Genomic DNA, 14,808 nt, shown 5'->3' with positions numbered 1-14,808 from the left:
GTTTTTCTCGCCTAAAAGGGGGTACGGCTTTCCCAGTTTTCATCGTAGCCGCAGGTCATGGCCACCGCATGATAATCCGCATGGGCTTCGGCCAGCAACACGGGCGGCACCTCGGCCAGCGGCACGACCTGCAAATCCGCCAGCCGCAGGAACGACAGGGTCCTGAGCGCCGCCGGCTGGCGCTCCTCGGGCAACTGGCTACCCGTGAAACTGATGTTCGCGCGCAGCCCGGCGCTGGCCACATCCTTCTGGTAGGCGTCGAACACGCCGCCATCGAGCGCGGCGCCGCGCACCCAGCCGCGCTTGCCGAACGCCGTGCGCAAGCTGAAGTTGTTGCCGGTCCAGCCCAACCGGTCATCGATTTCCAGGCCGGCCAGCAAGGCCTGGTCGGGCGCGCGGTGGTCAAACTGCGCGAACAGCGGCGTGGTCTTGTAGTCCCGCAGGTGGCGCTGCCAGGCGGCGATCCGCACTTCGTCCAGCAGCACGGCGTGGGCCAGGCGCAGCATGCTGTCATCGGCCAGCGCGACTTCGTTGTCCCGCGCATCGAGCAGGCTGCCGTCTTCGGCCGGCCGGAATACCTGCCGCAGCTCTCCGTCCGGCGCCAGTTCCAGCCACACCAGCTGTTGCAGCAGGCGCCCGGTGATCGGATGGCGGTGCAGGTATTGCCGCCATTCGCCGGCTGCCCACAGCCGGCCCGCGCACATGGATTCGTACAGCCGCGCCGTCTCCAGCCGCACCACCTGCGCCACCGCTTTTTTACAGCTGGACAGCTGGCGCTTGCCTTCCTTGATGCTGGCCGGATCGTCGTCCTGGCGCGGCTCGGGCAGCGCCGCAACCGCCTTGCCGTCGGCATTGTGCAGCACCGGCTTCAGGCCGGTACCGAGTGTCAGGACATACTGCCGTGCGCCATACCGCAGCGCGAGGCGGCCGCCGTCATCGAGCCCGGCATATGCAATCGTGCGGTCCGCCAGCTGGCCGGCGCTCCAGCCCATGGCGGCCGCCACGCGCTCGACCAGCTGGCGCGCCTTGTCCTGCACCGAGGCGGTGCGATAACGGCGCGCCACCGTCAGCAGCAGCTGGATCACGGCTGGATCGCAACCGGCGGCCAGGCTTTCGAGCAGCGCCTCGATCTGCGCGCGGCGCAGATAATGGTCGCGCATGAAATCCTGCAGCAGCGCTACCGCCAGCGGCCCGGGCGCATGGCAGGCCAGCGCCAGCAGGCCTTTTTCGCCGATCGCGCTGCCTACGTAGTCCGTCATTTCAAAGCCGTACAGGGTCGACTTGACGCTGCGCGCATCGTGCGCAATGAACTGGCGCAGCACCGTTTCGCCCAGTGCGGCGCGGCTCCCGGGCTGCAGCAGGCCCAGATAGCGCATCAGCAGCGGATTACCGGCCGGCTCCTTCAGCTTGCAGGCCAGCACCAGCCACCAGCGCACGATGTCGGCATCCACCGGCGCGCCCTCAAGCCAGCGGCATGCCGGCAAGGCGGAAAAATCAAACCACGCCAGGCCGGCCGGCTGCCTGGCCTTCAAGCCCTTGCGCGCTTGCGCCAGCAGCACGTCCGGCGCCAGCAGCGGCGCCAGGTCCGCACCGAGCAGCTCCAGCGCGGACAGCAGCGCCGCGCTGGCGGCATCGCGCTTTTCCAGCTGCACCGCGCGGTACAGCGCCGGCACCGCGCCTTGGTCACCGAGCCGGCCCAGCCACTGCGCGGCGCGGATGCGCAGTTCCTGCCGCTCGGACGCCAGGCTGGCAGCCACCTGGCTGACAAGATCGGGCGCCGTGGCCAGCAGCTGTTGCGCCAAGCCGCGCAATTGCCTGGACTCGCCCAGCGCGATCTCCATCACGCGCGGCAGCCAGCGCTGTGGCAACACCGGGAAAGTGGCCAGCACGCCCAAGGTGGCGTCCAGCTGCAGACGGTCCGGCGGCACGCGGGCATCAGCGGACAAGCCCAGGCCCTGCTCGATCAAGTCGGGACGTTGTTCAAAGAACGGCCAGATACACTGTGCCGGCAACACCGCATGCGGATACGGTTCGCGGTAATAGCGCTCGGCCAGGCAAGCCAGGCCCACGCCATCCTGCGTATCGCCGGCTGCGCGCATGGCCGCATCGAGCATGCGCAGATCGATGCTGCCGGCCGGCTGGCGCGACCGCCATGCGATAAAGCCCTCATCGCTCCAGAACAGGCGGCTGCGATGGCGCGTGGCCAGCATGTAGCGGGCCAGATGCAGGAACCTCACGTCCGGCAGCACGGCCAGCCGGTTTTTCCAGCGCAGCAGTTCGGACGCCAGCGGCTGGCTGAAAAATTGCTCTGCCTCCCCTGTTTCGCCATTCACGGCGCGCAGCAGTCCTTGCAAGCGCTCGTCATTCCACCAGGCGCACTGCTGTTCGACCTGCTGGTACCGCTGCAAGGGATGGGGCGACGCCGGATAGGCTTCCTGGTCCGCCAGCATGGTCCGGTGTACCATCCGCAGCAACTGCTCGCGATTGTCCCGCAGCAGCCGCAAGGCATCGTCGTTCAGCGGCACGTCCGGCGGCAAGTGCGAGGCAGCCACCGCTACCATGGCATTTTGCTTTCCCACTGCGCATCATGACCGCCAGTCGATTTGGCCACGGCGTGATAATCGGCATACGCTTCGGCCAGCAGCACCGGTGGCACATCAGTCAGAGGCACGGCCTCGTCGCGCCACGATTGCGGCAGGCGATAGAAGGCCAGCGTTTTCAGCGCCGCCGCCATCTGCTCTTCGGGCAGGCCGCTGCCGGAAAACTCGATCAGCGCACGCAGGCCGGCGCTAGGGAAGTCCTTGTGATATTCGGTAAACACCCCGCCATCCTCGGCCTGGCCGCGCAGATAACCCTGCTTGCCAAAGGCGCCGCGCAAACCGAAGGTGTCGCCGACCCAGCCTTCGCGGTCGGCGATGCTGCGCCCCGCCATCAGCGAGGCATCGGGCAGCTGGTGCGCCAGTTGCTCGAACAGCGGCTTGAGCTTGTAGTCCTTGAAATGGCGCTGCCAGGCGGCGATCTGCTGCGCGTCCAGCAGCGAGGCATGCGCCAGGCGCACGCGGCTGCCTTGCGCCAGCGTGACTTCGTCGTCATTCGCGTCGAGCAGGCTGCCGTCATCGCTCGGACGCAGCAAGGTCTGCCCTGTTTCGTCCTCGCTGATCCATACCAGCGACTGCAGCAGGCGGCCGGCGATCGGATGCAGCAGCAGGTAGTCGCGCCATTCCTGTGCCGGCCAGACGCGGCCGGCGCACATCGCTTCGTACAGGCGCGCCGTCTGCATGGTGATGACCTGTTTCAGCTCCTTCTTGCAGCTGGACAGCTGCTGCTTGGCTTCCTTGGCCACTTCGGGCGCTTCATCCTGGCGCGGTTCCGGCAGGGCCTTGATTTCCTTGCCGTCCGGGTTGTGCAGCACCGGCTTCATGGCGCCGTCCAGGGTCACGTAAAACACCCGTTCGCCATACGGCAGGTCAAGCCGGCCATGGTCGTCGAAGCCACCGGTCGGTATCGTGCGGTCGCCCAACTGATCCTGGCTCCAGCCCTTGCCCTGTGCGATGCGCTCGACCAGCAATCTCGCTTTTTCCTGCACCGAGGCGGTGCGGTAGCGGCGCGCGATGCCCAGCAGGAGCTGGATCACGGCCGGATCGTGGCCGTCGGCCAGCGCATCGAGCATGGCTTCGATCTGCGCGCGGCGCGGGTAATGATCGCGCAGATAGGCTTGCAGCAGGGTCAGCGCCACCTGGCCCGGCGTGTAGGAAGCCAGCGCCAGAATGCCTTTTTCGCCGATCGCGCTGCCCAGGTATTCGGCCAGCTTTTCGCGCCGCAGCTCGTCGAACACCTGGTCCTGCGTCAGCTTGCCCTGCGCGCTGTAGTACTGCGGATAGCGCTTGGCGCTGTCCTGGTAGCTCTGGTAGCGGCCCGGCGCGTTCGCCGCGGCGTGCGCGTTGGCCACCTCCATGGCCGGGCCGCGCACATCGTGCTCGATAAACAGGCGCAAGATGGTCTCGCCCAGCGCCGCGCGGCTGGCCTCGTCGAGCAGGCTCAGATAGCGCAGCAGCAGGGCATTGCCACCCGGCTCCTTCAGCTTGCAGGCCAGCACCACCCACCAGCGCAGGATGTCCGGCTCGACCGGCGTGCCATCCTGCCAGCGGCAGGCCGGCAGCAGGTCCAGCGGAAACCAGGCCAGGCCGGCCGGCGCCTTGCCCTTCAGGCCCTTGCGCGCGGCGGCCAGCAGCACCTCGGGCGACAGGCGCGGCGCCAGGTCTTCGCCCAGCTTTTCCAGCGACGTCAATAAAGCGGCGATCACGGTCTCGCGCGATTCCTTGTCCAGCGCCTGGTATAGCGCCGGCACGGCGGCGCGGTAATCGAGATCGCTCAGCCAGCGTGCCGCGCCGATGCGCATGTCCTGCTTGCTCGATCCCAGCGCTTCGGCCACGCGCTTGCCGATGTCCGGCAGGCCGGCCAGCACCTGCTGCGCCGCGGCGCGGTGCTGCTTGCCTTCGCCGAGCGCAAATTCCATCACGCGCGGCAGCCATTGCACCGGCAAGCTGGGGAACATCGCCAGGATCTCCAGCGTGGTGCCCAGTTCCGGCGGCGACACGCCCTGGCGCTTTTCCAGCGCGCGCAGGCCCAGTGCCTGGTCGATCAGTTCCGGCCGTTCGGCAAACAGCGGCCAGACCATGGCGGCGTCCAGCATGTGCTGCGGCTTGCCGCCCCACCAGCTGCTGGCCAGGCAGACCATCGCCACGCTGTCGTTCTGGTCGCCCGCTTCGCGCATGGCGCGGTCCAGCAGGCGCAGGTCGAATGCTTGCTGGTCCTGGCGCGCCAGCCATTGCTGGAAGAAGCCGACATGCCAGAAGCGCTGGCTGTTGTGCTGCGTGGCGATGATCCAGCGCGTCATCTGCGCCATGCCGAATTCCGGCAAGGCCGCCAGCTTGCCCTGGAACTCGACTACGCCGGTGACCATATTGTTTTTCAGAGGCTGATCGTCGCCCTTTTGGCCCTCACCATTGAGCACGCGGATGGCCCCCACCAGGTAGTCGTCCTTCAGTGCCTCGTAGCGCTTGAGCGCGGCCTGCTGCCATTTGTATTTGTGCTTGCCCAGCTGGTTCTGCTCGCGCTCCTGCTCCGCGTCGATGCGATACTTGGCCAGCAGCGTGGCGTGGTTGGCGCGCAGCAGTTGCAGCGCGTCGTCACCGAGCCGGGTGGCCGGCGGCGGAGGCGGCAGCGGCGGCACCTGCAACTCACTGGCGCCGGCATCGCTGGCGGCACCGAGCCACGACAGCGCATTGCGCAGCGCCGCCTGCACCGGTTTGCTCGTTTCCACCGCCAATGCACTTTCCAGCAGCGGCGCCTGTTGCGGACCCAGGCTGCGTCCCAGCAGTTCGGCCGCCTGCACGCGCTCTTCCGTCTTGCCTGCTTCCAGCAGCTGCCGCAGCAGCTCGACGCGGCGCTCTTCTGGAATCGCCGCCAGGTGCGGCGCCGCTTCCACGCGCACGGTCTTGCCGCCATCGACGGCCAGGCGCACCAGGATGGCCGCAAAACGGTCGGCCAGCGCCGGTGCGCCACCCAGGCGCCGGGCCAGCTGCACCTTGCCGCTGGCCGACAGCAGGGCTGGCAACTGCTCCACCAGTTCGGCGTGCGCCAGCATGTAGTCGTCCAGCGCGCCCGCCACCAGCAGATACGGCAAGGCCCGGTCGCGCTCATAGTCGGACAAACCGCTGCGCTCGAACACCATCCGCAGGCCGGCGATGGCCGGTTCGCCTTCGGCTTCCAGCAGCCGCACCAGCAGCCCGACATGCCAGCCGCGCCGGTTGACGATGGTGGCGGTGGCGCGCGTATCGTCGAAGCTGGCGTGCAGCGCATCGTTGACAACATAGTGCAGCCAGTCGGGCACGGGCGCGCCGGTGCGATCGAGCGAGTCGCCCTGGTCGGCCGCCTGCAGCAGTTTGCCCAAGCGCGTCAATACGGCCGCATCAAGCTTGCCGGCATCGAACTGCGCGTAGAACTGGTGGCGGTGGCGCAGGCTTTCGGAGGCCAGCGCGCCGTCTTTCTTGTCCATGTTGTAGCTGTAAAACCCGCTCACAAGGCGGCCCGGCCGGCCCAGCAGCTTGCCGGCGCGCGGCGCCTCCTGTTGCAGTTCCAGCAGCACCTGCGGGTCGCCGCCGTTGCAGACAAAGTCGCAGGCACGCTCCCACAGCGGGGTCGAAATCTGCGTCAGGCCGCGCAAGCCTTTTTTGAGCTGCGCGTAATCATCGAGTCCCACCGCCTGCTGCGCCACTTCCAGTATTTTTTTAAACATGTCGTCTTTCGTGTTTGGTGTGCATGAACGCCCTACCAGGGCATCTTGTTTTCCCAGTCGGCCTCAAAGGCGCCGTGCGCCGCCACCGCCAGGTAATCGTTATAGGCCTCAGCCAGCAACACTGGCGGCACCTGCGCCGGCGACATCGCGCGCTGCTTCCACGGCCCGGACAGGCGCTCGAAGCTCAGGTGCTTCAGCGCGGCCGGCAGGTTATCCTCGGGCAGCGCATTGCCTGAAAAATGGATCACCACGCGCAGGTCGGCGCCGCCGAATTCCTTGTAGTAATGGTCGAAGATGGCGCCCTCCTCGGCCTGCGCGCGCTGGTAGCCCAGCTTGCCGAAGGCGCCGCGCAAGGTGAACGCGTCGCTGACCCAGCCCAGGCGGTCGCCGATATCAATATCGTTCAGCAGGGCGGCATCGGGCGACGCGCGCTGCAATTGCTCGAACAGCGGCTTGACCTTGTAATCCGTCAGATGGCGCTGCCAGGCGGCGGCCTGGCCAGGTTCCAGCAGCGACGCGTGCGCCAGCCGCAGCACGCTGCCTGGCGCCAGTGTCACGTCGTTGTCATCACTGTCAATCAGGCTGCCGTCCTCGGTCGGGCGCAGCACCGCCGCCCGACTGCCCTCGCCTTCCTGCGCCAGCCACAGCAGGCGCTGCGCCAGCCGCCCAACAATCGGGTGACCCGCCAGATAGCTCTGCCATTCGTCGACCGGCCAGGCGCGGCCCGTGCACATGGCGTCGTACAGGCGCGCCGTCTGCATCTCGACCACCTGTTTCAGTTCTTTCTTGCAGCCGGCCAGCGCCTGCTTCGCTTCCTTGACGCTGTCGGCGTCGTCGCCCTGGCGCGGCTCGGGCAGCGCCTTGACTTCCTTGCCGTCCGCATTGCGCAGCACCGGTTTCAAGGCCGCGTCGAGCGTGACGACAAACTGCCTTCCGCTGTAATCGAGTTCGAGCCGGCCATCGTCATCGAGGCCGCCGGTGGGCACCGTGCGGTCGGCCAGCTGGTCTTCGCTCCAGCCGCGCCGCTCGGCGATCTGTTCGACCAGTTCGCGCGCCTTGTCCTGCACCGAGGCGGTGCGGTAGCGGCGCGACACGCCCAGCAGCAGCTGGATCACGGCCGGGTCCATGCCGCCGGCCAGGCTTTCGAGCATCGCTTCGATCTGCGCGCGGCGCACATGGAAGGCGCGCATATAGGCCTGCACCAGGCCGACCGCTTCCGGTCCCGGCGCCTGCGCGGCCAGGGCCAGCACGCCTTTCTCGCCGATCACGCTGCCGCGGCTTTCGTCATACGCGATAAACGCACGCAATATCGTCGAGCCCAGCGCGGCGCGGCTGGCTGGCGACAGCAAGCCGAGGTAGCGCGCCAGCAGCCCATTGCCGCCCGGTTCTTTCAGTTTGCAGGCCAGCACCACCCACCAGCGGATGATCTCGGGCTCCACCGGCGCGCCATCCTGCCAGGCACAGGCAGGCAAGGTCTCGAACGGGAACCAGACCAGCCCGGCCGGCGCCTTGGCTTTCAGGCCCTTGCGCGCCTCCGCCAGCAGCTTGTCGGGGTTCAAACGCGGCGCCAGGTCCTCGCCGAGCAGCTCCAGCGCCGCCATCAGGGTGGCGCTGACGGTCTCGCGGCTTTCCTTGTCCAGCGCCTGGTACAGCGCCGGCACGGCCGCGCGGCAATCGAGGTCGGCCAGCCAGCGCGCGGCCACGCTGCGCACCTCCTGTTTGCTGGACGCGAGACTGTCCATCACCTGCAGGCCAATATCGGGCACCTTGCGCAAGACATCCTGCGCGCCCTGGCGATACGTCTTGCCTTCGCCCAGCGCCAGCTCCATCAGGCGCGGACGCCAGCGCATGGGCGGCTGCGGGAACAATTCGATCACCTTCAAGGTCCACGCCAATTCGAGCGTGATATCGCTGCGCGCCACCGACAGGCCCAGGCCCTGTTCGATCAATGCCGGCTGTTCATGGAACAGCGGCCAGATATTCTCGGCTGGCAGGGTATCGAGCGGCGAGCCGCGCCAGGCGGGTTGCAAACAGTCGAGCGCCACCAGGTCGGGCATGGCGCCCGCTTCGCGCAGCAAGGTGTCGATGGTGCGCAGGTCGATGTCGGCGGAGTCCTGCTGTTCGAACCAGTCGCGAAAGGGGCCGTCGTTCCAGACCGACAGCCAGCGCTGGCGCATCGGGCCGTACCACAGCGCCAGCTGGCGCAGGCCGAAGCCTTCCAGCTCGAACATGCGGTCGCGGTATGCAATCGTCTCGCGCATCGCATGGTCTTTCAGCAGCGCGCGATCGGCATCGTCGCCGTCGCCATTGAAGGCGTCGATCACGGCGCGCAGCTGCGGTTCGCCGAACGCATACTGCTGCTCCCTGCGCTCCCGCTCGAATTCGTACTGTTCGCGCCGGCCACGGTTTTGCTCCACCTCGTCGCGCGCGTCCTCATCGCATTTTTTCAACAGCGCGATATGGTTTTCCAGCAGGATTACCATCGCCTCTTCGTCCAGGAAGGTGAGCGGCGCTTCGGGCGCGGGTGGCGGCACCGCGTCTGATGGACTGGTTTGCACGTCGCCCATGCGCGCCAGTGCGTTGCCGATCACCTGCCTGACCGCCTTGCCCGCTTCATTTTCCAGGGCCTGCGCCAGCAGCGCGCTGCGCGCCTGTGATGGCGTGCGGCCCAGCAGCTCGGCCGCCTGCGTGCGCTCATCGAGCTTGCCGTCCACCAGCCAGGGGCGCAGCAATGCCAGTTGCCGCTCTTCCGCAATCGCGCTGACAAACGGCGCGGCGGCGGCGCGCACGGTCTTGCTGGCGTCGACCGCCAGCCGCACCAGCACATCGTCAAAGGTCTGCGCCAGCTCCTCGGCGCCGCCGATGCGCTCGGCCAGCAAGCGCTTGCCCTGGGCCGACAGGCGCGGCGCCAGCGCGCGCACATCATCGGGCAGCTCCTGCATGACGTTGTCGATCACATTGGGCACCAGCAGCCGCTGCAGGCAGTGCACTGTCGTGTATTCGGGGTGCTGGCGGCGCTCGAATACCAGTTCCAGCGCATCGGCTTCGGGCAGGTCTTCAGCCGCCAGCAGGCGCATCAGCAGCCGCACGTTCCAGGCCGGCCGGTTGGCCGACGTGGCTTCCTGGTGCGTTGCGGCACAGCTACCAAACAGCGCATCGCTGACCAGGTAATGCAGCCATTCGGGCACATTGGCGCCGGTCGGCTCCAGCGACTGGCCCTGGTCGGCCGCCGCCAGCAGTTTCCCCAGCCGGACCAGCATAGTCGGCGACAGGCTGTCGGCAGCGAGCATGGCATAAAAGCGGTCGCGCGCGAGCTGGCCGGCGCGCGCCAGCCTGGTTTGCTTGTCGCTGATGCCGCTCCAGTAAAAAGCGCCGCCGATGCGCCCGGCATGGCCGAGCAGAATGGCCGCCTCCGCACTGGCCTGCTGCAGTTGCTGCAGCACGATCTCCTGCTCACCGCGCAGCACAAAGGCGCAGCTGCGCTGCCACAAGCCCTTGTCGATGGTGGCCAGGCTCTTGAGACCGGCCTCCAGTGCGGCCGCCAGTTCGCCGTCGATGGCGTGTGTGCTCGTATGGTTCATCAGCATCCTCGTGTTGTGCAGTTATTGCACTGGATCAAGTTGCTGATTGTATATTCTTAGCTTACTGGCATGGCGTACGGTTGGAATTTGATGGTTGGGCGGGGCGGTGTCGGATTACGCGGCGTTGCCGCTAATCCGACCTACGGCGGAAACGATGAATACATTGCGTAGGTCGGATCAGCGCGCAAGCGCGTAATCCGACGCCACCACCGGCGCATCAAGCTGCCGTATCGAGCTTGTAGATACTGGAAAAATCCAACCCGCCCGCACCCGACTTGCTGTGCAGCTCGTACAGCCGGCGCGCCAGTTCACCGAGCGGCACGCTGGCGCCGGAAGCGCCCGCGCTTTCCACCGCCAGGCCCAGGTCCTTCAGCATCAGGTCCACGCCGAAGCCGCCCGTGTAATCGCGCGAGGCCGGCACATTCTCGGCCACGCCCGGGCATGGGTTGTACACTTCCAGCGTCCAGTTGCGGCCCGAGCTTTTCGCCATCACGTCGGACACCACTTTCGGGTCCAACCCATTGGCCACGCCCAGGCGGATCGCTTCGCTGGTGCCTATCATCAGTATCCCCAGCAGCATGTTGTTGCAGATCTTGACCGTCTGGCCGCTGCCGCTGGGACCGGCATGAAAGATGTTCTTGCCCATCTGCTCCAGCAAGGGCCGCGCGCTGGCCAGGTCCGCCTCTTCCCCGCCCACCATAAAGGTCAGGGTGCCCGCCGCCGCGCCGGCCGTGCCGCCCGAGACGGGCGCGTCGATCATGCGCAGGCCTTTGGCGGTGGCCGCCGCCACCACCTCGCGCGACACTTCCGGCGCGATGGTGGAGCAGTCGATCAGCAAGGCACCCGCTTTGGCGTGCGCCAGGATGCCGGTGTCGCCAAGGTAGGCGCCCTGCACATGGCGGCTGGCCGGCAGCATGGTGATGACGATGTCGGCGGCCGCAATCGCCGCCGCCTGGTCTTCGGACGACAGCCCGCCGGCGGCGACGAACTGCTGCACGCTGGCCGGCATCAGATCAAAGCCGGTGACGGCATGGCCGGCGCGCGCCAGGTTCTGCGCCATCGGCAGGCCCATGTTGCCCAGGCCGATAAAAACGATATTCGTGCTCATCGCCCTCCCCTTATTTCATCGAGATGGTGGTGTTCACGCCGCTGCCGCCATCGTCCGGCGCGAACCAGCGCGCCGTGACGGTCTTGGTCTGGGTCCAGAAGTACAGCGCCTGCTTGCCGTTCGGGCCCAGGTCGCCCAGTTTCGAGGCGCGCGACCCCGTAAAGCTGAAGTAGGCGACCGGCACGGGAATGGCCACGTTGATGCCGACCTGGCCCACGTCGATCTCGTTCTGGAACTTGCGCCCGGCCCAGCCCGACGAGGTAAAGATCGAGGTGCCGTTGCCGTTCGGGTTGGCGTTGATAAAGGCGATCGCTTCGTCCAGCGTCTCGGTCTCCACCACGCACATGGCGGGGCCGAAGATCTCCTGCGTGTAGACGGAATTGCTGGCGTTGACTTTCGAGAAGATCGTCGGCCCCATGAAGTTGCCGCCTTCGAAACCGGCCACCTGGTGGCCACGGCCGTCGAGCAGCAGCTGCGCGCCTTCGTCGACGCCGGCCTGTATCAGTTTTTCGGCGCGCTGCATGGCGGCCTTCGAGACCATCGGCCCCAGGTCCGCGTCGCGGTCGCTGCCCGGCCCCACTTTCAGCGCTTGCGAACGCGCCACGATGTCCGGCAGCCACGAGCGCGCCTGGCCCACCAGCACCACCACCGAATTGGCCATGCAGCGCTGGCCGGCCGCGCCAAACGCCGCGCCGATCAGGTTGTTGATCGCCTGCTCCTTGTTGGCGTCGGCCAGCACCACGCAATGGTTTTTCGCGCCCATCATCGACTGCGCGCGCTTGCCCGATTCGCTGGCGCGGCGGTACACGTGGGTGCCGACGGCGGTCGAGCCGATAAACGAGACGGCCTTGATATCGGCATGGTCGCACAGCAGGTTGACCACGTCGGCGCCGCCATGCACCACATTCAGCACGCCGGCCGGCAGGCCCGCCTGGTACATCAGTTCGACCAGGTACATGGTCGACGACGGGTCCTGCTCGGACGGTTTCAGCACAAAGGTATTACCGCAGGCAATCGCGATCGGGAACATGAAACACGGCAGCATCACGGGGAAATTGAAGGCCGTGATGCCGGCGCCCACGCCCAGCGGCTGGTAGATATTGTAGACATCGACGCCGTTGGCGGCGTTTTCCGCAATTTCTCCCAGCTGCAGGGTGGCGATCGAGCACGCGTGTTCCACCACTTCCAGGCCGCGCATGACTTCGCCTTCCGCATCCGGCAGGGTCTTGCCGTGTTCACGCGTGATCAGTTCGGCCAGGGCACCGATATTTTCACGGATCAGATGCTGGTACTTGAGCATGATGCGCATGCGCGCCGCCAGCGGCGTATTGCGCCAGGTTTTGAACGCTTCCTTGGCGGTGGCGATCGCCAGTTCGACTTCGGCGGTGGTGGAAAACGGCACGCGGGCGACGATTTCCTGGGTGGCCGGATTGACCACGTCGCGCCATTCGGTGGTGCTTGAAGCGTGGTGCTTGCCGCCGATATGCAGGGGGACGGCGGGGACTTGGGTGAGGGCTTGGTTCATGGTGTGCTCCGTAGAATAGGGGGGTTATTTCTTGACCAGGTTGCACGCCGCCGCATCCATCGGCTTGAACGCCTGGTCGGCGGGGATGGTCGACAGCACTTTCAGGTAGTCCCACGCGCCTTTCGATTCGGCCGGGGTTTTCACCTGCACCAGGTACATATCGTGGATCACGCGGCCGTCGGGGCGGATCGAGGCGTTGTTCATGACGACGTCCTTGATCGGCAGTTCGCGCATTTTTTCGGCGACGATTTTCGAGTCGTCGCTTTTCGCGGCCGCTACCGATTTCAGGTAGTGATAGACGCTGGAATACACGCCGGCCTGCACCATGGTCGGCTTGGCGCCCTTGTTGAGCGCTTCGAAACGCTTGGCAAAGGCGCGGCTGCGGTCGTCGTAGTCCCAGTAAAAACCGTCGGCGTAGACCAGGCCCTGCGCCGTTTCGAGTCCCAGCGCGTGCACGTCGGACAGGAACACCAGCAAGGCCGCCAGGCGCTGGTCCTTGCCGCTGCCGATGCGGAATTCGCGCGCCTGCTTGATGGCCGAGACAACGTCGGCGCCGCCATTGGCCAGGCCGATCACCTGCGCCTTCGAGCCTTGCGCCTGCACCAGGAACGAGGAAAAATCCGAGGCGTTGAGCGGGTGGCGCACGGCGCCCAGCACGGTACCGCCGTTGCGCTTGACGACATCGCTGGCGTCTTTTTCCAGCGAGTGGCCGAAGGCGTAATCGACGGTGACGAAGTACCAGGATTTCTGTCCCAGCTTGGTCAATGCCGCCGCCGTGCCGGCCGCCTGCGAATAGGTGTCGAACATCCAGTGGAAGCCGTTCGGCGAGCAGTCTTCATTGGTCAGCCGCCCGGTGGCCGGGCCGCTGAACATGGCGATGCCGCCCTTCTCCTTCATCAGCTTTTGCACCGACAGCGCCACCGAGGAATTGGTGAGATCGGCGATCGCATCGACCTTGTCGCGGTCTATCCATTCGCGCGCCTTGGAGGCGGCGATATCGGCCTTGTTCAGGTGGTCGGCCGAGACGATTTCGATCTTCATGCCCTTGCATTCGGCTTTCAGGCAGTCTTCCATCGCCATCTGGCTGGCGATGACGGAACCGCGCCCGCCCATCGCCGAATACGGGCCGGACATGTCGGTCAGGATGCCGACCTTGACGACGCCATCGGAAATCTGCGCCTGGGCAGTGTTGAAGGAAAGGGCGAGCGCGAGTGCGCCCATGGCCAGAACGGTCTTTTTCATGCAGTGTCTCCTGATGGATAAAGAATATTTCTTATATGTTTATCTGCATTCTGCATGTGTAAAAATATGCACTCAAGTGAAATTACTGCATAATTCCTTTGCAAAAATGCACAAGGAGGCAAAATGCTCGATTGGGACAATGTACGGGTCTTCCTGGAACTGACGCGCAGCGCCGGCCTGGTCGATGCGGCCAAAAAACTGGGCATCGATCACTCGACCGTCTCGCGCCGCATGCGCAAGTTCGAGGAGCAGGTGGGCACCCAGCTGTTCGACCGCAATTACGTCGGCTACCAGCTGACGCCCGAAGGCCACCGCCTGATGGAATATGCGGAAACCATGGAAAGCACGGTGTTTGCCGCCACCGAGGAATTGGGCGAGCACAACCGCCTGCTGTCGGGCCAGGTGCGCCTGGGCGCCACCGAGGGCTTTGGCGCGGTGGTGCTGGCGCCGCACCTGGCGCATTTTTGCGGCCGCCATCCGCATATCAGCGTCGACCTGATCGCCGTGCCGCGTTTCGTCAGCTTGTCCAAGCGCGAGGCGGACGTGGCCATTTCCATCGAGCGGCCCCTGTCCGGCCCCTACGTGGTGACGAAATTGTCGGATTACCGCCTGAAGCTGTACGCCACGCCCGCCTATCTGGCGCGCCATGAGCCGATTGCCAGCGTGGCCCAGCTGGCGCAGCACCCCATCATCGGCTATGTGGACGACCTGGTCTTCAGCGCCGAGCTGCGCTATATGGACCATGTGGCGCCCGAGTCGCTGCGCGCCTTTCGCAGCACCAGCGTGCTGGCGCAATACCATGCGGCGCGCGCCGGCCAGGCGCTGGCGATCCTGCCATGCTTCGTGGCCCAGCAGTCCACCGAACTGGTGCCGGTGCTGGACGGCCAGATCGACCTGCAGCGGTCTTTCTGGATGATCTCGCCGACAGAGCGGCGTAATATCGCCCGGGTGCGGGCCTTGTGGAATTATCTGCGCGAGGTCATCGAACTGAACCATGATTACCTGATGGGCGAGTCGTCCACGTCCGAATGGTTACCATGAATAAACCAAGGAG

Annotated in this window: 7 protein-coding genes; 1 reads left to right on the top strand and 6 read right to left on the bottom strand. The window is 66.1% G+C overall.

Annotated features, from left to right (window positions below):
• Nucleotides 1–11: 11 nt before the first annotated feature.
• The 6 genes from ACP7B7_RS05995 to ACP7B7_RS05970 all read right to left on the bottom strand — a co-directional run bounded on the left by ACP7B7_RS05995 (nucleotide 12) and on the right by ACP7B7_RS05970 (nucleotide 13,733).
• Nucleotides 12–2,561 carry a DUF4132 domain-containing protein gene (locus ACP7B7_RS05995; protein ID WP_426076022.1) on the bottom strand — a complete coding sequence of 850 codons (2,550 nt, stop codon included), beginning with the start codon at nucleotides 2,559–2,561 and terminating at the stop codon, nucleotides 12–14.
• Entirely contained in the window at nucleotides 2,555–6,298 is a 3,744-nt protein-coding gene (locus tag ACP7B7_RS05990; protein ID WP_426076021.1) for a DUF4132 domain-containing protein, read from the bottom strand. The genes ACP7B7_RS05995 and ACP7B7_RS05990 overlap by 7 nt, the downstream gene beginning before the upstream one ends.
• A gap of 32 nt (nucleotides 6,299–6,330) precedes the next feature.
• Nucleotides 6,331–9,879 carry a DUF4132 domain-containing protein gene (locus tag ACP7B7_RS05985; protein ID WP_426076020.1) on the bottom strand — a complete coding sequence of 1,183 codons (3,549 nt, stop codon included), beginning with the start codon at nucleotides 9,877–9,879 and terminating at the stop codon, nucleotides 6,331–6,333.
• Between the two features lie 217 nt (nucleotides 9,880–10,096).
• Entirely contained in the window at nucleotides 10,097–10,987 is an 891-nt protein-coding gene (mmsB, locus tag ACP7B7_RS05980) for a 3-hydroxyisobutyrate dehydrogenase (protein WP_426076019.1), read from the bottom strand.
• Nucleotides 10,988–10,997: 10 nt separating this feature from the next.
• The gene (locus ACP7B7_RS05975) at nucleotides 10,998–12,512 is read right to left on the bottom strand and encodes a CoA-acylating methylmalonate-semialdehyde dehydrogenase (protein ID WP_308920247.1); all 1,515 of its coding nucleotides are present in this window, start codon (nucleotides 12,510–12,512) and stop codon (nucleotides 10,998–11,000) included.
• 24 nt (nucleotides 12,513–12,536) lie between these two features.
• Nucleotides 12,537–13,733 (bottom strand): ABC transporter substrate-binding protein, encoded by a 1,197-nt coding sequence (locus ACP7B7_RS05970; protein ID WP_374694308.1) that lies wholly within the window; start codon nucleotides 13,731–13,733, stop codon nucleotides 12,537–12,539.
• A 144-nt stretch (nucleotides 13,734–13,877) separates the two neighbouring features.
• On the opposite strand from ACP7B7_RS05970, the gene ACP7B7_RS05965 reads away from it, so the two are divergent.
• On the top strand, nucleotides 13,878–14,795 hold the full coding sequence (locus tag ACP7B7_RS05965; protein WP_308920245.1) for a LysR family transcriptional regulator: 918 nt from the start codon (nucleotides 13,878–13,880) through the stop codon (nucleotides 14,793–14,795).
• Nucleotides 14,796–14,808: the final 13 nt, after the last annotated feature.

Origin of the sequence: Janthinobacterium sp. PSPC3-1 (assembly GCF_049896105.1) — a bacterium.
Lineage (GTDB): Bacteria > Pseudomonadota > Gammaproteobacteria > Burkholderiales > Burkholderiaceae_D > Janthinobacterium.
This window is presented reverse-complemented; position numbering and strand designations above follow the sequence as displayed.